The following is an 18224-nucleotide window of genomic DNA, read 5'->3' on the forward strand; positions in this document are numbered from 1 at the left end:
CGCATGTCCATCACCCGCGAACAGATCACCGGCCTCGTGCTCGCGGGCGGACGCGGCACGCGCATGGGCGGCGTCGACAAGGGGCTGCAGCCGCTCCACGGCGAACCGCTCGCCGCTCACGTGCTGCGGCGCCTCGCGCCGCAGACTGGCCCGCTCATGATCAGCGCGAACCGCCATCACGACACTTATGCGGCGCTCGGCGCACCCTATCGAGCGACGGTCGTCGCCGACAGCCTCCCCGACTTTCCCGGTCCGCTGGCCGGCATGCTCACCGGACTACGCGCCGCCGGCACCGCGTACCTGCTGAGCGCCCCCTGCGATTCGCCGTGGCTGCCCGCCAATCTCGCCGCGTGCCTCGCGCACGCACTCGAAGCGAGCCACGCCGACATCGCCACCGTCACCACCGTCGACGCCCGCGGCGAAAGATCGCTGCACCCGGTGTTCGCACTCATGCGCGTCGCCCTCGCCGACGACCTGGTCACGTTTCTGTCCGCCGGCGAGCGCAAGGTCCGCGCGTGGTACGCGCGCCACACGACGGTCGAAGTCGTCTTTACCGACGAGCGCGCGTTTTACAATGCCAACTCGTTACAAGAACTCGCCGACCTCGAACGTAAACGAGGCCCCGGCTGACATCCGCTCCGGCCGCACGGCAACAGCCGCGCCCGTCTCCGGTCGCGGCGCCCAGCCCTTCATGACCACGCTCAACGACTTTTCCCGCTGCGTCGCGCAGTACGATCCACACGCGCTACCCGTCTCGGCCGCTCAGGCGATTGTCCGGCAGTGGGCGACACCGGTCGCGGCCGTCGAGCGCGTAGCATTGCGTGATGCCCTCGACCGCGTGCTCGCCGCCGACATCGTCTCGCCGATCGACGTGCCCGCGCACGACAACTCCGCGATGGACGGCTATGCGTTCAACCACGCGGCGCTCGCCGGTAGTACGCGAGGCGGCGCGGACAGCGTCGAGCTGACCGTCACCGGCAAGGCGTTGGCCGGACATCCGTTCACGGGCCGCGTTGCGGCGGATCAGTGCGTGCACGTGATGACCGGCGCCTGCATGCCCGCGGGCTGCGACACCGTCGTGCCGCAGGAACGGGTGGTGCGCGACAGCGCGGAGTCCACGTCGATCCGCTTCGCCGCCGGCGCAATTACGGCCGGCGCGAACCGCCGCCGCGCCGGCGAAGATCTCGTGCGCGGCCACGTCGCGCTGCATGCTGGCCGCATCGTGCGCGCGTCGGACCTCGGTCTGCTCGCCTCGCTCGGCATCGGCGAAGTCAGCGTGCGGCGGCGTCTGCGCGTCGCGTTCTTTTCGACCGGCGACGAGCTGCGCTCGCTCGGCGAGCCGCTCGATGCCGGCTCGGTCTACGACAGCAACCGTTACACGCTGTTTGCGATGCTGCGGCGCCTGAACGTCGAGCCGCTCGATCTCGGCGTCGTGCGCGACGAGCCGGCCGCGCTCGAAGCCGCGCTGCAGAGCGCCGCGGCCAATGCCGACGTGGTGCTGACCTCGGGCGGCGTGTCGGTCGGCGAAGCGGACTTCACGAAGCAACTGGTGCAGACCTTCGGCGACGTCGCCTTCTGGAGTCTCGCGATGCGCCCCGGCCGGCCGCTCGCGTTCGGCCGCCTGTGGTCCGGCGCGCATCCGGGGCGCGGCAATCCTGCGCTATTCTTCGGCCTGCCGGGCAATCCGGTCGCCGTGATGGTGACGTTCTATCAGATCGTGCGTGAAGCCCTGCTGCTCATGGCTGGCGCGACGCCGCGGCCGCTGCCGGTGATTCACGCGACGAGCCGCGTGGCGCTGGGCAAGCGCGCGGGCCGCACCGAATTCCAGCGCGGCATCGCCGAACAGGACGCGCATGGGCACTGGCACGTGAGCCCGACCGGTTCGCAAAGCTCGGGCGTGCTGAGTTCGATGAGCGAAGCGAACTGCTTCATCGTGCTCGGCCACGACGAGGGCGACATCGACGTCGGCGAACCGGTGTCGATCATGCTGTTCGACGGGCTCATCTGAGGTTCCGCGCGGCGCATCGATCGCACCACATCGGCACCGCATCCGCACTCCACCCACTATCACTAAGACACACGGGTTTGACTTACATGAAAAAACAGATCTCGTTCATCGCACCAGGACAGACGGCCAAAGCGCTGATCCTCGTGTATCTGACGTTCTCAGTGCCGATCGTGCTGCTCGGCGTGGTGGTCGCGTTCGTGCGCTATGGCTCGGTGGAGCTGAGCACGGTGTTCAGCGCGCTGCTGCTGAACGCGATCCTCGGCTTCGTGCTGTTGTGGATCGCGTGCCACGCATACAACTGGGTCGCTTCGCGCTTCGGTGGTATTGAAATCCATCTGGCCGACGCACCGGAAGAAGCGTAATGCCCGCGACGATCCGCGCCGCCACGCCCGCGGATACCGGCGCGATCTTCGCGCTCACGTACGAGCTCGCGCAGTTCGAGAACCTCACGCACATCTTCGTCGCGACGGAGGAAAGCCTGCGCGACGCGCTGTTCGGCGCGCGGCCTTCGATCGAGGCGCTGGTTGCCGAAGACGCGGGACGCATCGTCGGCTATGCGCTGTTCTTCCACAATTTTTCGAGTTTCGCGGGCCGCCGCGGGCTCTATCTTGAAGACGTCTATGTGCAGCCCGCGCAGCGTGGCAGCGGACTCGGCACCGCGCTGTTGCGACACGTCGCGGCACTGGCGGTGGAACGGCAATGCGCGCGCTTCGAGTGGACCGTGCTCGACTGGAACACGCCTGCGATCAGCTTCTATCAGAAGATGGGCGCGACGGTGTTGCCGGATTGGCGCGTCGTGCGCGTGACGGGCGACGCGCTGGAGTGGCTGGCTGCAGGGGCTTGAGTTCCAGCGCCTCGTCTTTCATTGTTCATCAGGCTCCACACCCGACAGCGCGTCGCCGAGCAACCCGCTCGCCTCGTCGCCCGGCAATGCCTCGACTTCGCGCAGCTTGCGGTTCATCATGCGCGTGCGCGTTTCCGCGGCCTCGATCGAACGCGTGACGGTTTCGAGCTGCGCCTTGGTCTTCGCAAGCACATCGCCGAATTTGCCGAACTCCGTCTTCACCGCGCCGAGCACCTGCCACACCTCGCTCGAACGCTTTTCGATCGCGAGCGTGCGAAAACCCATCTGCAGACTATTGAGCAACGCGGTCAACGTGGTCGGCCCTGCAATCGTCACGCGATAGTCGCGCTGCAGCAGGTCCGTCAGCCCCGGCCGGCGCAGCACTTCCGCGTACAGGCCTTCGGTCGGCAGGAATAGCAGCGCGAAGTCGGTCGTATGCGGCGGCGCCACGTACTTCTCGGCGATCGTGCGCGCCTCCGCGCGAATCCGCGCCTCAAGCGCCCGCGAAGCTTCCTCGACCGCGAGCGGATCGGCGCGCTCCTGCGCTTCGATCAGCCGCTCGTAGTCCTCGCGGGGGAATTTGGCGTCGATCGGCAGCCAGACCGGCGTATTCGCGCCGCCGGGCTCCGGCCGCCCCGGCAAGCGAATTGCGAACTCCACCCGATCGGCGCTCTTCGGCACCGTGGCGACGTTCTTCGCGTATTGATCGGCGGTGAGCAGCTGTTCGAGCAAGGCTTCGAGCTGCACTTCGCCCCATGTGCCGCGAGTCTTCACGTTGGTCAGCACGCGCTTCAGATCGCCGACGCCGGCCGCCAGCGTCTGCATTTCGCCAAGGCCGCGATGTACCTGTTCGAGCCGGTCGGACACGAGCTTGAACGATTCGCCGAGTCGCTGCTCGAGCGTCGCGTGCAGTTTTTCATCAACAGTGCGGCGCATCTCCTCGAGCCGCGCCGCATTGTTCGCCTCGATGTCCTTCAGGCGCTGCTCGATCGTCGCGCGCACTTCGGCGAAGCGCCGGTCGTTCGCCTCGGTCAGTTGCCCCAGCTGCAGGCTCAGCGTGTCGCCGAACTGCTTCAGCGAGCGGCCCTGCTCGTCGCGCGCCTGCTGCGCCTGCGCCAGCAGGCTGTGACGCACGGCATCGAGCTGCTGCGCAAAGCCGTCGATCTTGCCGCCCTGCACCGTGGTCATGCTGCTGAACTGCGCGGCGAGCGTTTGCTGAAACTGGGCGAAGCCGCTGCTCTGCTCGGTACGCGACACGCGCGCGGTCTCGGCGATGTCGTTGCGCAATTGCCGTTCAAGTCGTTCGGCGGTGTGCACCTGGGCGTCAACGACGGCATCGACGCGTTCGTTCAGTAGCTCGAACTGCTCATGCTGTTCCGTGCGGTCGTGACCGCGCATCAGCAAGGCCAGCGCGATCACGAGAGCGACCGCCAGCACCGCGACGGCCGCCACCAGAATCATCGTCATGAACGTGCCTTGCCGATCACGTCGGGGTTGATCGGATTCGACGGCTGACCGGCGCGCGGTCCTTCGCCCAGTCCGGCGATCAGGTTGTCCGCGGCGAGATTCGCCATGGCGCGGCGCGTGGTTTCGGTCGCACTCGCGATGTGCGGCGTCAGGACGACATTCGGCACGCTGAGCAGCGCCGGATTCAGATTCGGCTCGCCCTCGAACACGTCGAGGCCGGCCGCTGCGATGCGCCTGTCACGCAGCGCGTCGGCCAACGCCGCATCGTCGACGATGCCGCCGCGCGCGATGTTCGTGAGCGTCGCGCTCGGCTTCATCAGCGCGAGTTCGGCCGCGCCGATCGTGTGGTGGTTTTCTTTCGTGTACGGCAGCACCAGCACGACGTGGTCGGCACGCCGCAGCAGATCCTGCTTCGACACGTACTCCGCATTCAGCTCGGCCTCGATCTGCGGCGCGACGCGCGAACGGTTGTGATAGATGACCCGCATGTTGAAGCCCTGCGCGCGCCGTGTGAGCGCCTGGCCAATGCGGCCCATGCCGATCACGCCGAGCGTCGAGCCGTACAGGTCGCTACCGAGGAAACCGTCGTAGCTCCACTTCTGCCAATGCCCGGCGCGCAGCCAGTGCTCCGATTCGGCGATGCGGCGCGCGGCGGCCATCATCAGCGCCCAGCCGAAGTCGGCGGTCGATTCGTTCAGCACGTCCGGCGTGTTCGTGCCGAGTACGTTCGCCGCGTTGAACGCGGCCATGTCGAAGTTGTTGTAGCCGACCGCCATGTTCGACACGACGCGCAGACGCGGCGCCGCGGCGAGCACGCCCGCATCGATCATCTCGCCGGCCGTCAGCGCGCCGTCCTTGTCCGCGAGACGGCGCTTCAGTTCGTCGGCGGGCAACACGTCTCCCTCGTTCCAGTCGACGTCGAAGTACTGCTTGAGCCGCTCGATCACATCGGGAAAGATCGAACGCGCAACGAGGATTTTCTGCATTGCAAGTCTCCGTATCGCACGTCGAGGGATCGCCTCGGCGTTGCACAATCAGCGTCCAAAAAACAGCCAGCCGGTCAGCGCGAACAACGGCAGCAACACCGCGCCGGACCAGCCCAGATACGCGAAAAAGCTCGGCATGCGCACGCCGCGCGATTGCGCGATCGCCTTCACCATGAAGTTCGGCGCGTTGCCGATGTAGGTATTCGCGCCCATGAACACGGCACCGGCCGAAATCGCCGCGAGCGTGGTCGCGCCGGTGGTCATCAACGTCTGCGCATCGCCGCCGGCCAGGTTGAAGAACACGAGGTAGGTCGGCGCGTTGTCGAGAAACGACGATAGCAGGCCGGTCGCCCAGAAGTACATGATGTCGCGCGGCTCGCCGGACGGCTCGTTCACCAGATGCACGATGCCCGCGAATGCGCCGGCTTCGCCCGCGTGCAGCATCATGATGACCGGCACGATCGTCACGAAGATGCCGGCGAACAGTTTGCCGACCTCCTCGATCGGCGCCCAGTTGAAGTCGTTGCCCGCGCGCGCCGCGCGCGGTGTCAACGCGAGCGACAGCAGCGTGACGACGATCAGCGCAGCGTCGCGCACGATGTTTTGCAGCGCGAGGTGCGTGCCGAACACGTCGAACACGATTTCCGGGCGCCACAGCCCGCTCATCAGCACGAGCGCAATCACCGTGGCGAGCAGCACGAAATTGATCTTGCCGTCGACGCCGAACGGCGCGCCATCGGGCGTCGGATCGAGGAACGCTGAACGCACCTCCTCGCGCCGGTGAAAGTAGTACGAGTCGAGCGCATAGAAAGCGACGAGCAGCATGCCGCTCACGAACAGCATGGGCCGCGCGAGATGCATGGTGGTCCAGAAAAAGCTCACGCCTTCGAGAAAGCCGAGGAACAGCGGCGGGTCGCCGAGCGGCGACAGCGCACCCCCAACGTTCGCGACGAGAAAGATGAAGAACACGACCACGTGGGTCACGTGGCGGCGATTGTCGTTTGCGCGCAGCAACGGGCGGATCAGCAACATCGCCGCACCGGTCGTACCCATCACGCTAGCGAGCAAGGTGCCGAGCGCGAGAATCGACGTGTTCAGACGCGGCGAGCCATGCAGATTGCCGCGCACGCAGATGCCGCCCGCGACGGTATAGAGCGCGGTCAGCAGGATGATGAAGGGGATGTACTCGGCGAGCATGGCATGCGCGAGCGCGCCGAGCGCCGCGCTCGCGCCGAAGCTCACTGCAAACGGCGCGATGAACGCGAGTGCCCACGCCGCCGCGATCTTGCCGAAATGGTGATGCCAGAAGGCTGGCGCGACGAGCGGAAAGATCGCGATCGACAGCAGCACACCCGCGAAAGGCAAGCCCCACAGAGCCGACAGGTGCGCGCCGTCGAACGTCGCGGCAAGCACGGGTGGCGAGCACAGCGCGAGCTTCGATGCAACCGCGAGCCACAGGCCCGCGCGCCCCGCCCGTGAACTCATGCCTCTAAAGGCCGGGTGGCGGTTTGCGACCGCACGCACGACAGGTGCCGCGCGTTTCGCATCTGCGTTTCCACGCCGCCGCGCGACGCGTTCAAGCATCCTGTACGACGATCGCATGCACCCGGTAAGGGCCGTGCGCGCCCAGCACGATGGTCTGCTCGATGTCGCCGGTGCGCGACGGTCCCGACACGAAATTGACCGCGCGCGGCAGCTCGCCGCGCTCCTTGCGGATCAGGTCGAACGCCTCTTCATGACCCGCGACGATGCGCGACGCCGGCACGATCGCGATATGCGTCTCCGGCAACAACCCGGCCGACGCATACGTCTCGGGCCCGGACAGCAGCACGAGCGTGCCGGTCTCCGCGGTCGCGCAGAAGCAGCCGGTGAGACCGACCACATCATGGTCTTGCGGTTTGCGAAATTCGACGGCGAGGCCGGCTTCGACCCACGGCAGCTCGCTCAGCGTTTGCCACGCGATGGCCTGCAACGGCAAGCCGTGTTGCGTCAGATAGCGATGCGCCGCGGCGGGCACTTCGGCGAGGGTTTGAACGGTGTCGACAGTGGTCGCCATTTTCTGCGCTTCGTCGATGAAGCGCGCGCGCAGATCGGCAGGCATGTCCGGGCGCGGACCGGCCGGATGGCGCGCGAGATAGTCCGCCGCGGCTTCGCGCTCGACGGCGCTCGGTTCAGGCTCACGCCCTTGCGCGGCGCGGATGCGCGCCAGAATGTTGCGGCGGGCAATCGATGTGTCCATGGGCGAAATCCTCGTGTCGACAGCCGTGCGATATGGCGAGGATTATACCGGCGGCCCTTCCCGCAAACACCCTGGCCGAACCGCATATTGCCGAACGTCGGGAGCCCGGCAACACTGTTCGCCACGCCACCCCAAACGCGAGCAATTCATGAACAGGCGATGAACCGGAAAGCAAGCCGCAAAGCGCGCTACTTCGCCGCCTCTTCTTCCGGCTGCGCGATGCCGAACACCTGACGCAGATACGCGAGATACGCCTTGTCCTCGCACATGTTCTTGCCCGGCGAGTCCGACAATTTCGCGACCGGCTGACCATTGCAGCGAACCATCTTGATGACGATCTGCAGCGGGTTGTAGCCGAGGTCGTTGGTCAGATTGGTGCCCACACCGAACGCAAGCTTGCAGCGGCCGCGGAAGCGCTCGTATAGCTGCAGCACCTTCGGGATGTCGAGCGCGTCGGAGAACACGAGGATCTTGGTGCGGGGGTCGCAGCGATTGGCTTCGTAGTGCTTGAGCAGGCGCTCGCCCCAGTCGAACGGATCGCCGGAATCGTGACGCGCGCCGTCGAACAGCTTGCAGAAGTACATGTCGAAGTCGCGCAGGAACGCCTGCATGCCGTACACGTCCGAAAGCGCAATTCCGAGGTCGCCGCGATATTCCTTCGCCCACATCTCGAAGCCGAAGGTCTGCGAGTCGCGCAGGCGCGGACCGAGCGCCTGGCAAGCCTGCAGATACTCGTGCGCCATCGTGCCGAGCGGCGTCAGGCTGTGCTTCATTGCGTAGAAGACGTTGCTCGTGCCCGCGAACTGCTCGCCGAGGCCATCCTTTAGCGTGAGGATCACCTCCTCATGCCATTGCTTCGAGAAGCGGCGGCGCGTGCCGTAATCGGCAATCTTGCAGTCGGCGAACTCCGGACGCGCGCCGAGCAACTGGATCTTGTCGAGCAAACGGCCGCGGCCCACGTGGTAGTCGGGCGTTTGCTGGGTGTTGCGAAAATAGACTTCGTTGACGATCGCGAGCACCGGAATTTCGAAGAGGATCGTATGCAGCCACGGCCCCTTGATGTCGATGTCGATTTCGCCATTGCCCTTCGGCGACGGCGTGATCGAAATGTACTTCTCGTTCAGATGGAACAGCGCGAGGAACTCGATGAAGTCGCCCTTGATGAAGCGCATGCGCCGCAGGTAGTCGAGTTCGTCGTCGGTGAAACGCAGGTCGCAAAGCTTGCGCACTTCGTTGCGGATCTCGTCGATGTACGGCACCAGGTCAACATTCGGCGTGCGGCAGCGGAAACGGTACTCCACGTTCGCGGCGGGGAAGTGATGCAACACCACCTGCATCATCGTGAACTTGTACAGATCGGTATCGAGCAGCGAAGTAATAATCATGATGGTACGAACAGGACCGCTGAAAAAACGAAAAGGGCTCGCAGCACCCTTGCGACGGACGCGCCGAGCCGAGCGGCGCGCCAACCTGACGCATGTTACCCGAATGCGTCCGAATTCAGCGCGCCACCGGACCTTCGCCGGCCGCCCGTGGGGGCTCGCGGCACCCCATAAACTAATCACAAAAACATATAAGACGCGCGGGCCGATGCGTTATGCGCCTCTTGACGTTACGCTACAATAGCTTTTTTGGCGTCCGCGCCTTCCCTGATTCCGCATGCAGGAGCTGCCTGAATGACTCACGTTGTGACCGAAAGCTGCATCAAGTGCCGCTATACCGACTGTGTCGATGTGTGCCCGGTGGACTGCTTTCGCGAAGGTCCCAACTTCCTCGCGATCGACCCCGATGAATGCATCGACTGCGCCGTGTGCGTGGCCGAGTGCCCGGTGAACGCCATTTATGCCGAAGAAGACGTGCCGGGCGACCAGCAGAACTTCATCGCGCTGAACGCCGACCTGGCGAAGGCGTGGCCGAGTATCACGAAGACCAAGGCGCCGCTGCCGGAAGCCGACGAATTCAAGGACGTGAAGGAAAAGCTCGCGCTTCTCGCGCGCTGAGCCTGGCAGCTGGCAGCCCGTCGCCTGTCACCTGCCCCGCCGATCCGGATTTAATATCAAGATAAGCGCAGGGGTATTGACAGAGGTTTAAGCCGCCCCTACAATTTCGCTTCTCTGCTGTTGTTGTTCTGTTCCTCGATAGCTCAGTCGGTAGAGCGCCGGACTGTTAATCCGTAGGTCCCTGGTTCGAGCCCAGGTCGAGGAGCCAAGAATTTCAAAAGCCCGTTAACCAAGACGGGTTTTTTTATGTAGATCAATTTGTACTGCTGTTCCTCGATAGCTCAGTCGGTAGAGCGCCGGACTGTTAATCCGTAGGTCCCTGGTTCGAGCCCAGGTCGAGGAGCCAAAATCTTGAAAGGCCCGCATCCGTGCGGGCCTTTTTGTTTTTCGAGGCTTAGATTCCGGGCAGCCTCACCCATGCGCCGCGCCGTTATACGATGGCGGCTTCACGGCGCACGTTTCGCTCCTCGCTGGCGCCGGCCCACTCCCGACACTGAACCGGCAAACTCATGAAAACCACCTCGCTACGCATCGCGCTTGCGGCCGTCGGCGCACTGCTGCTTTCTTCGGCGCACGGCGAAGAAATCGCCAGCGTCAATACGAATTTCCACGTTACTGGCTCCGACCGCGTGGTCGTCGAGGCGTACGACGATCCCGTCGTGCAAGGCATCACCTGCTACGTGTCACGCGCGCGGACCGGTGGTGTCAAAGGCACGCTAGGCATCGCCGAAGATCCGACCGAGGCGTCGATTGCGTGTCGCCAGGTCGGGCCGCTCAATTTCACCGGCCCCGTCAAGCAGAAGGACGACGTGTTCTCGGTCAGCATGTCGCTGATCTTCAAGTCGCTGCACGTGGTACGCGTGGTCGACACGAAGCGCAACGCGTTGGTCTATCTGACCTACAGCGACCGCGTGGTCAGCGGCAGCGCGAAAAACGGCGTGAGCGCCGTGCCGATGCCGCCCGGCACGACGATTCCGCTCAAATAAGGGCAAGCGACGGCACCAGCGGCAGGCGGCGCCGCGCGCAGGCGCGCCCGCCGCCGTCCCCGTCCACGACGCGTTAAACTGATCGGTCCTGCTGGACTTTCGTCATGACCGCCACGCCTCGTTTCCGCAATTCCGCCCGCTACTGGCGCACGCCGCTTCTGCCCGGCGCGGATCTGCTCACCGCCGAATATCACGACCATGAGTTCGCGCCCCATTGGCACGACGCCTACACGATCCCGGTGATCGTCGCGGGCGCGGAATGCTACCGGTATCTCGGCGAGAACCATGTCGCCGAAGCGGGCAGCGTGCCGATCATCAATCCGGGCGAGTTGCATACGGGCTCGAAGGCCGTCGAGGCTGGCTGGCGGTATCGCGTGATGTATGCGCCGATCGACTTCATCCGCGCGCTGGCCGACGAAATTGCCGGCAAGCCGCAAGCCTTGCCATGGTTCGAGCCCGGCGTGATCCACGATGCCGATCTCGCGACGCGGCTCGCGCACGCCCACCGTCTGCTCGAGGCCGGCGACGACGCGCTCGCGGCCGAAGCCGGGATGCTCGACGCACTGTCCACGCTGCTCGTGCGCTACGCACAGACGCGCCCCGCATCCACGCGCGTCGCCGCCGACGACGCTCGTGTCGCGCGAATGCAGGAGCGTCTGACTGGCGATCTCGTCGAACCGGTGACGCTCGCCGAGGTTGCGAAGGCGGCGGGTCTGTCGCCGTTCCATGCGGCGCGGCTGTTCGCTCAATCGACTGGCCTGCCGCCGCACGCGTGGCGCAATCAGGTGCGCCTGCAGCGCGCACTAGCGCCGTTGCGCGCCGGCGTCCCGGTGACCGAGGTCGCCGCCGCTAGCGGCTTCACCGACCAGAGCCATTTCACGCGGCATTTCCGGCGCATGTTCGGCGTACCGCCGGGCCAATGGCAAGGAACGCACCGCGGCGCGTAACGCCCCATACGGCGCCACCGGCGCTTGCACCGCGCGCAGTGAGCGCTCCGCCGCGATCCGCCCAGCCATCAGCCACCAGCAATCCCGCCGCAAGAACGTACAAGTCCGAACACCGGTCAGCCGCTATGCTTCCGCCATCAAGGAGGCTCAGATTGAACGATTCCACCCAAGGCCAGCCCAACCGGGGCGGCCATCTCAAAGAATTCGCCGGCGGCGCGCGCGACATCATCCCGATGATGGTCGGCGCCGCACCGTTCGGCGTCATCTTCGGCACGCTCGTGACGTCCGGCCCGCTGCACCCGTGGCACGGGCAGCTGATGTCGCTCGTCGTCTTCGCCGGCTCCGCACAGTTCATCGCGCTCGGGCTCATCGCGGGGCACGCGAGCTTCGCCGTGATCTGGGCGACGACGTTGGTCGTCAATCTGCGTCACGTGCTGTATAGCGCGACGCTCGCGCCGCACGTCGCGCATCTGCCGAAGCGCTGGCGCTGGGCGCTCGGCGCGCTGCTCACCGACGAAGTCTTCGCGGTCGCGTGGGAGCACTACCGGCATCGCGAGCCGGGCACGGTCGGCCCGTACTACTTCTTTGGCGCCGGCGTCGCGATGTATCTGAACTGGCAGCTGTGGACCGTCGCCGGCCTGCTGTTCGGCGCGGCCTTTCCGGGCCTGCAGTCGCTCGGTCTCGACTTCGCGATGGTCGCGACGTTCATCGCGATCGTCGTGCCGCAACTGGTCGCGCTTCGCTATATCGCGGCGGCCGTCACCGCCGGCACGCTGGCGTTTTTCTGGCAGGCATGGCCGTACAAGCTCGGCCTGCTCGGCGCGGTGTTCGCGGGGGTCGCGGTCGGCGTGCTGCTGTCGATGCCGCGTCTGAACCTGCGCGGCGCGCGCCGTACCGTGGAGGCCACGCGATGAGCTACGTCGTTCTGATCGTCGGCATGGCCGCGATTACGTGGTTGATCCGCGCGGCCGTCTTCGTGCTCGGCGACCGGCTCGTGTTCCCGCCGCTTCTGCGCACCGCGCTTGGCTTCGTGCCGGTCACCGTGCTGACGGCGATCATCGTGCCGATGGCCGTGTCGCCGCACGGCACCAACGCCGAGTTGACCTGGCGCAATCCGCAACTGGTCGGCGCGCTCGCCGCGATCGTCGTCAGTGCGCTGACGCGCCGGCCGCTGCTGACGATCGCAGTCGGCCTCGTCGTGTTCTTCGTCTGGCAGGGCGTCGTGCTGAAGTAAGCGCGCGCTTCGTCCCCGCTCATCGACTCATCAGCGGTCCGTCGACACCTCGCCGCGTCGCGGACCGTGCCGCTTCCGCTCCCCCGGCGACACCCACGCGCGCGAAGCTTCCCTCCAAAACGCCCCCCGCGTCGCCGGGCCGCCCTCAAGTTTCCCTCCACCCCGCCGATATGCAGTCGAGGTCCGCTCATCGGGAGTCGTCCCGCTGGTTATGCGGCAACAGGATGGAATCAAACGCGTCGGCAGCCGGCGTCGCGTCGCCTCGATCCGCAACTGGACGGGCGATCTTGCGACGGCGCGCCGCGCGCGGCCGCATTAAACGGGATAACACATGGGTCAAATCACCCTGAAGCTCAAGGACGAGACTGTCGCGTCGCTGCGCAAGGACTTCGAGGCCTTTTTGCGGGTCTCGCTGAAGCTCGATCCGCAGTTCGCGACGCCGTCGTTTGAGGACTTCTTGCGCGCGAAGCTGCTCGACAACATGGTGCCGCTCACCGAGCACGCGGTGCAGCGGATGCTGCAGGGCGGCCAGTACGCGTGGGCCAAACGCACGCTCGACAAGGAGTTTCCGGACGTCGTCTCGATCCTGATGCGGCAGGCGAGCGAGTTCGGCTTCGGTTTCGCGTCGCGCTCGGAATGGACGCCCGAGGAGCACACCAAGCAATGCCGCGAGTGGGCGGCCGCGATCGTCAAGGAAGCGGAAGGCGACGCGGCGCTGGTCGATCCGCTCGCCGCGCAGATCAAGAACACGGTGCAGGACATCCAGGCGCTCGAGGAAGTGATGCAGACGCCGGCGTGGCGGCTCGTCGAATCGCTGCGCCAGCGCATCTATGAAGCGAAGGTCGCGTGCGAGACAAGTGTGGGCAGCACCGCGCGCGAGAAGCTCGGCGAACTGCGCGGCCTCTTGCGGCTCGGCATTTCGCACGGCACGTTCCAGAAGCAGGAAGCGCAGCAGATCATGGAGTATCTGCGGCTCCTGAAGCCGGAGATTTTCGTCGAAGAGCCGTACGACGTGTTTTCGCGGCTCGCAGCATGGCTGCGCAACTTTTTCGTGCCGCCGCCTCCGGTCGCGCAGCAACAGCAGCGCCAGTCGCGCTGAGCGAATCTTGACCCGAGCGTCAGGTGCAACGCGGCGCTACCCGCTCAATCCCACATCTTCCTGAGCTTCGCCGCGATCTCGACCTTCGCCTGCGCGGCCGCGGCGAGTCCCGCCGCGCTCGGCGCGCTCGCGACCGGCACGCGCGGCCACGCGTAGGCGTCGAACAGCGGCAGCATCGGCGTGGCGATGAAGCGCGTGCGCGACGCCCACACATGCCGGTCGCCCAGATGCGTCTGGTTGTGCACGTAAAAGCGCTGCGGTACGACGATATGCAGGTCTTCCTTCGCGCGCGTCATCGCCACGTAGAGCAGGCGCCGCTCCTCGTCGATTTCCTCGTCGCTGCCGGTGCCGAGATCGGACGGAATGCAGCCGTCGACGCCATTCAGCACGAACACGTTGCGCCACTCCTGGCCCTTCGCCGAATGAATCGTCGACAGGATCAGGTAATCCTCGTCGATCAGCGGCACGCCGGATTCGTCGCTGGTCGCGTCGGGCGGATCGAGCGTCAGCTCGGTCAGGAAGCGCTCGCGCGACGGATACGTACCCGCGATGCTTTCCATCTGCAGCAGGTCCGCGTGACGGATCGCGGCGTCTTCGTGATTGCGCTCCAGGTGCGGCTCGTACCAGCGCCGCACCATTTCGAATTCGGCGGGCCACGGCGTTTGCCGCCCGTACACGCTCGACATCAGCCTGACGAACGGATGCCAGTCTTCCTGCGCCCGCGCGGGCGCCGCGAACGCGGCCAGCACGCCGCCGGCGGTCGCGACCGGATCGCCACCGTCCGCACGGGCGACGAGGTCGTCGAGCAGCTTCGCCGCGGTGGCGGGGCCGACGCCCGGCAGCAGCTGCACGACCCGAAAGCCGGCGACGCGGTCGCGCGGATTCTCGGCCCAGCGCAGCACTGCGAGCACGTCCTTCACATGCACCGAGTCGAGAAATTTCAGCCCGCCGAACTTGACGAACGGAATATTGCGGCGCGTGAGCTCGATTTCGAGCGCGGCGCTGTGATGCGCAGCGCGAAATAGCACCGCCTGCGACTTCAGCTTCACGCCCTGCTCGCGCGCTTCCAGCACCTGCTCGACGACGTAGCGCGCCTGCGCGGCGTCGTCGGCGACCGTGACGAGGCGCGGGCGCTGCGCCGACGCCTTGTCGGTCCACAGACTCTTTGTGTAACGCTCGCTCGCGAGTTCGATCACCGCGTTCGACGCAGCGAGAATCGGCGCGCTCGAGCGATAGTTACGCTCGAGCGTGATCTGGCGCGCGGGTGGGTCGAACTGCGCGGGGAAGTCGAGGATATTGCGCACGGTCGCGCCGCGAAACGAATAGATCGACTGCGCATCGTCGCCGACTACGGTCAGGCCGCGGCCGTCCGGCTTCATCGAGAGCAGGATCGACGCCTGCAGGCGGTTGGTGTCCTGGTATTCGTCCACCAGCACGTGATCGAAGCGCGCCGACAGATCGGCAGCGATGGCCGGCTCGGCGGCCATATGCGACCAGTAGAGCAGCAGGTCGTCGTAGTCGAGCACGCTCTGCTTCTGCTTCGCCTCGACGTAAGCGGCGAACAACCGGCGCAGATCGTCCTGCCACTCGCGACACCACGGAAACGCGCTGTCCAGCACCTGGCCAAGCGATGCGCCCGTGTTGACGACGCGCGAGTAGATCGCGAAGCAGGTGCCCTTCGCCGGAAAGCGCCGTTCCTTCGCGGACAGCCCGAGCTCGTGGCGCACGAGGTTCATCAGGTCGGCGGAGTCTTCGCGGTCGTTGATCGTGAACGCGGGCGCGAGGCCGATCAGATCCGCGTATTCGCGTAACAGCCGCGCACCGACGCTATGGAACGTGCCCGCCCACGTGAGCCCTTGCGCGAGCGCCGCCCCCACGCTGGGCGCGCCGACGGTGGCGGCCGCAGCGCCCGTGATGCGCGTGACGCGGCGGGTCATTTCGAGCGCCGCGCGGCGCGAGAAGGTCAACAGCAGGATGCGCTGCGGATCGGCGCCCTTCACCACCAGATTGGCGACGCGGTGCGCGAGCGTGTTGGTCTTGCCGGAGCCGGCACCCGCGATGACGAGCAGCGCGCCGGGCAGCGCGTCGGGCGTGTCGGTCCCGTATTCGACGGCTTCACGTTGGGCGGTGTTGAGCTTCGCGAGCCATGCGGCGGTATCGAACGACGGAGCGGATTCGGCGACGGTGGACACGGATCGGTTTGCGCGTAGGATGGATTTCAGGATGCGACGCACACTGTATATCCATACAACCCTGCGCGACAAGCGCCCCTTTTTTGGGTGCCTGTCTGTGCGATTCGTGCTTCGACGGACGCGCCGCGCAGACTTGCTTTATGATGCGAACCCCGACGCGCCCCAGTCCCCAAGGTTCAAACGCCATGCCCAACCTCAATTTCACGCTGACCGGCGAATACGTCGAACTACACAATCTGCTGAAGATCACGGGTCTCGCGGACAGCGGCGGCTCCGCGAAGATGATGGTCGCGGACGGCGCCGTGATGGTCGACGGCCGGGTCGAGACGCGTAAGACCTGCAAGATCCGCGCGGGCCAGGTCGTGTTGCTCGGCGATACGCGGATCGCGGTACACGAAGGCTGACGACAGTCCGAAAATTCGCAGGACGGCACGCACCAGGATCGTGCATTCTCCATCGACATTGGCCGGGCGAGGCAATAAGCTGTCGGTTTCGACAGGCAAACGACGGACCGCGCCACCGCGAGGAGTCGGCTGACCGGCTCGCCGCCGCGCCGCGGATTTTCCCGCCCGCTGCACAGCGAGGCCACTCACTCCCGTACCGCGCAACCCCGTGCATCGCGCTGCGGCTTGCGCCCGCCCCTCGCCGCCGCCACCGCTGCCGCCATTTTTCGCCGCCACGCATTCAATGACTCAATCCAGCTTCGCCCGAGCGGCCAGCAGGCCACCGACCCTATCCCGTCACGCGGCCGATACCGCGCGGCTCGCCGCGCCGCTCGCGATCGCGCAACTGTCGCAGATGGCGATGAGCGTCACCGACACGATCCTGCTCGGCTCGCTCGGCCCCGATGCGCTCGCTGCCGGCGGCCTCGGCGCGAACCTCTTTTTCGTCGTCGTCACGCTGCTGCAGGGCGTGCTGACCTCGGTCAGCGTGAGCGTCGCGCACGCGCGCGGCGCGCAGGACGACGGCCGCGTGCCGCATATTTACTGGACCGGTTTCGTGCTGTCCGTGATGCTGTCAGTGCCGGCGTTCATCCTGCTGTCTTTCGCCTCGCGGATCCTGCTTGCGGTCGGCGAGCCGGGCCTGCTCGCGCACAACGTCGGCCAATACGCGGCCGTGCTGCGCTGGGGCGCGCCCGCCAGCCTGATCGGCGTCGGCCTGATGCGCTCGTTCCTGCCGGCGATCGGCGCGGCGCGACGCCTGTTGTGGGTGTCGATCGCGAGCGTCGGCGTGAACGGCTTGCTCAACTATGGGCTCATCCATGGCGCTTACGGGCTGCCGCGGCTCGGCTTTCTCGGCTCGGCGGCCGCGACCACGATCACCGTATGGCTGACCGCGCTCGTGCTGATGGCGCTCTTGCATCTGCGGCCGCGCTTCCGGCATTTCGTCGTCGCGACGCGGCCGAAGCTGCCGTTGATGGGCGAGCTGTTCGGCATCGGCTGGCCGGTCGCGATCACCTACGGCGTCGAGTCGACGCTGTTTCTCGCGACCGGACTGATGGTCGGCCTGCTCGGCGAGTCGCAACTGGCCGCGCATCAGATCGCGTTGAACGTCGCGTCGGTCGCGTTCATGGTGCCGCTGTCGATCGGCCAGGCGGCCAACGTGCGGGTCGGCTACTGGGCCGGCGCCGGTCAGCCGCTTGCCGCGCGCCACGCGGGCTTCGTCGCGCTCGCGCTCGGCGTCGGCTTCATGTCGATGTCAGGCCTTTTGCTGATCACCGCGCCGCACTGGATCGTCGGTCTGTATCTGCATCTGGACGACCCGGCCAATGCGCCGACCATTGCGCTCGCTAGTTCGCTGCTCGGCGTGGCGGCGATTTTCCAGATCGTCGACGGCATGCAGGCGGTTGGCTCCGGCTGTCTGCGCGGCCTGAAGGACACGCGCGTGCCGATGATCGCCGCCGCGTTCGGCTACTGGGTGATCGGCTTTCCGACCGGCTATCTGCTCGCGTTTCACGCCGGCCTCGGCGCGCGGGGCTTGTGGTGGGGCCTCGCGGCGGGCCTCGCGAGCGTCGCGCTGCTGATGACGCTGCGCTTTCACCGGCTGAGTCTGCGGCAGGCACCGGGGGCGGGATCGGTCACGCCACCGGCGCGGTCAGTCTGAGCGAAGCAGCGCCAAGCCCCACTCCTGAAGCACTCCCTGCAATAGGTAAAATGCCCGCCGCGTCACGCGGGCGCTCCCGCACGGCCAACGCCCGGCCGCGCCGCCACAGCCCCCGCTCT

At 66.3% G+C, this 18224-nt stretch carries 18 protein-coding genes and 2 tRNA genes; 14 read left to right on the plus strand and 6 right to left on the minus strand.

The features are described 5' to 3' along the window. Positions 1-3 precede the first annotated feature (3 nt). The 4 genes from mobA to L0U81_RS11165 all read left to right on the plus strand — a co-directional run bounded on the left by mobA (position 4) and on the right by L0U81_RS11165 (position 2852). Entirely contained in the window at positions 4-630 is a 627-nt protein-coding gene (gene mobA, locus L0U81_RS11150; protein ID WP_233802605.1) for a molybdenum cofactor guanylyltransferase MobA, read from the plus strand. Positions 631-691: 61 nt separating this feature from the next. Continuing rightward, positions 692-2008 carry a molybdopterin molybdotransferase MoeA gene (moeA, locus tag L0U81_RS11155; RefSeq protein WP_233802607.1) on the plus strand — a complete coding sequence of 439 codons (1317 nt, stop codon included), beginning with the start codon at positions 692-694 and terminating at the stop codon, positions 2006-2008. Between the two features lie 86 nt (positions 2009-2094). Continuing rightward, positions 2095-2370, plus strand: coding sequence for a hypothetical protein (locus L0U81_RS11160; RefSeq protein ID WP_008923126.1), 276 nt, complete (start codon positions 2095-2097; stop codon positions 2368-2370). Continuing rightward, positions 2370-2852, plus strand: a complete 483-nt coding sequence (locus L0U81_RS11165) for a GNAT family N-acetyltransferase (protein ID WP_233802609.1) — start codon at positions 2370-2372, stop codon at positions 2850-2852. Before L0U81_RS11160 ends, L0U81_RS11165 begins: the two co-directional genes overlap by 1 nt. Positions 2853-2870: 18 nt before the next feature. Here the strand turns inward: L0U81_RS11165 and L0U81_RS11170 are convergent, their stop codons facing one another. The 5 genes from L0U81_RS11170 to pncB all read right to left on the minus strand — a co-directional run bounded on the left by L0U81_RS11170 (position 2871) and on the right by pncB (position 8929). Further along, positions 2871-4319 (minus strand): DNA recombination protein RmuC, encoded by a 1449-nt coding sequence (locus L0U81_RS11170; protein ID WP_233802611.1) that lies wholly within the window; start codon positions 4317-4319, stop codon positions 2871-2873. Next, on the minus strand, positions 4316-5305 hold the full coding sequence (locus tag L0U81_RS11175; protein ID WP_233802613.1) for a 2-hydroxyacid dehydrogenase: 990 nt from the start codon (positions 5303-5305) through the stop codon (positions 4316-4318). The genes L0U81_RS11170 and L0U81_RS11175 overlap by 4 nt, the downstream gene beginning before the upstream one ends. Before the next feature lie 48 nt (positions 5306-5353). Further along, the gene (locus L0U81_RS11180) at positions 5354-6790 is read right to left on the minus strand and encodes a sodium:proton antiporter (protein ID WP_233802615.1); all 1437 of its coding nucleotides are present in this window, start codon (positions 6788-6790) and stop codon (positions 5354-5356) included. A 91-nt stretch (positions 6791-6881) separates the two neighbouring features. After that, a complete protein-coding gene (locus tag L0U81_RS11185) occupies positions 6882-7544 on the minus strand; it encodes a LutC/YkgG family protein (protein WP_233802617.1) in 663 nt (220 codons plus the stop codon). A gap of 188 nt (positions 7545-7732) precedes the next feature. Continuing rightward, positions 7733-8929 (minus strand): nicotinate phosphoribosyltransferase, encoded by a 1197-nt coding sequence (pncB, locus tag L0U81_RS11190; RefSeq protein ID WP_233802619.1) that lies wholly within the window; start codon positions 8927-8929, stop codon positions 7733-7735. Positions 8930-9220: 291 nt separating this feature from the next. Between pncB and fdxA the strand changes: the two genes are divergently transcribed. The 8 genes from fdxA (at position 9221) to L0U81_RS11230 (ending at position 13810) form a co-directional block, all read left to right on the plus strand. Continuing rightward, positions 9221-9544: a ferredoxin FdxA gene (fdxA, locus tag L0U81_RS11195; RefSeq protein WP_230562609.1), complete on the plus strand. Its 324-nt coding sequence runs from the start codon at positions 9221-9223 to the stop codon at positions 9542-9544. 132 nt (positions 9545-9676) lie between these two features. After that, positions 9677-9752, plus strand: a tRNA-Asn gene (locus L0U81_RS11200). A 62-nt stretch (positions 9753-9814) separates the two neighbouring features. Beyond that, positions 9815-9890: transfer RNA gene (locus L0U81_RS11205), tRNA-Asn, on the plus strand. Between the two features lie 163 nt (positions 9891-10053). After that, on the plus strand, positions 10054-10530 hold the full coding sequence (locus L0U81_RS11210; protein ID WP_233802621.1) for a CreA family protein: 477 nt from the start codon (positions 10054-10056) through the stop codon (positions 10528-10530). Positions 10531-10634: 104 nt separating this feature from the next. Further along, the gene (locus tag L0U81_RS11215) at positions 10635-11477 is read left to right on the plus strand and encodes a helix-turn-helix transcriptional regulator (RefSeq protein WP_233802623.1); all 843 of its coding nucleotides are present in this window, start codon (positions 10635-10637) and stop codon (positions 11475-11477) included. A 152-nt stretch (positions 11478-11629) separates the two neighbouring features. Next, positions 11630-12391 carry an AzlC family ABC transporter permease gene (locus tag L0U81_RS11220; protein ID WP_233802625.1) on the plus strand — a complete coding sequence of 254 codons (762 nt, stop codon included), beginning with the start codon at positions 11630-11632 and terminating at the stop codon, positions 12389-12391. After that, positions 12388-12711, plus strand: a complete 324-nt coding sequence (locus tag L0U81_RS11225; protein ID WP_233802627.1) for an AzlD domain-containing protein — start codon at positions 12388-12390, stop codon at positions 12709-12711. Before L0U81_RS11220 ends, L0U81_RS11225 begins: the two co-directional genes overlap by 4 nt. 331 nt (positions 12712-13042) lie before the next feature. Next, positions 13043-13810 (plus strand): DUF4088 family protein, encoded by a 768-nt coding sequence (locus L0U81_RS11230; protein WP_233802629.1) that lies wholly within the window; start codon positions 13043-13045, stop codon positions 13808-13810. A gap of 44 nt (positions 13811-13854) precedes the next feature. Here L0U81_RS11230 and L0U81_RS11235 read toward each other — a convergent pair whose 3' ends face one another. Further along, on the minus strand, positions 13855-16002 hold the full coding sequence (locus tag L0U81_RS11235; RefSeq protein ID WP_233802630.1) for an ATP-dependent helicase: 2148 nt from the start codon (positions 16000-16002) through the stop codon (positions 13855-13857). A gap of 185 nt (positions 16003-16187) precedes the next feature. On the opposite strand from L0U81_RS11235, the gene L0U81_RS11240 reads away from it, so the two are divergent. Together L0U81_RS11240 and L0U81_RS11245 are read left to right on the plus strand one after the other, a co-directional pair. Further along, the gene (locus tag L0U81_RS11240; protein ID WP_013090085.1) at positions 16188-16406 is read left to right on the plus strand and encodes an RNA-binding S4 domain-containing protein; all 219 of its coding nucleotides are present in this window, start codon (positions 16188-16190) and stop codon (positions 16404-16406) included. Between the two features lie 283 nt (positions 16407-16689). Then, positions 16690-18105 (plus strand): MATE family efflux transporter, encoded by a 1416-nt coding sequence (locus L0U81_RS11245; RefSeq protein WP_233802632.1) that lies wholly within the window; start codon positions 16690-16692, stop codon positions 18103-18105. Positions 18106-18224 lie beyond the last annotated feature (119 nt).

The sequence above is a fragment of the Paraburkholderia sp. HP33-1 genome (assembly GCF_021390595.1).
Lineage (GTDB): Bacteria > Pseudomonadota > Gammaproteobacteria > Burkholderiales > Burkholderiaceae > Paraburkholderia.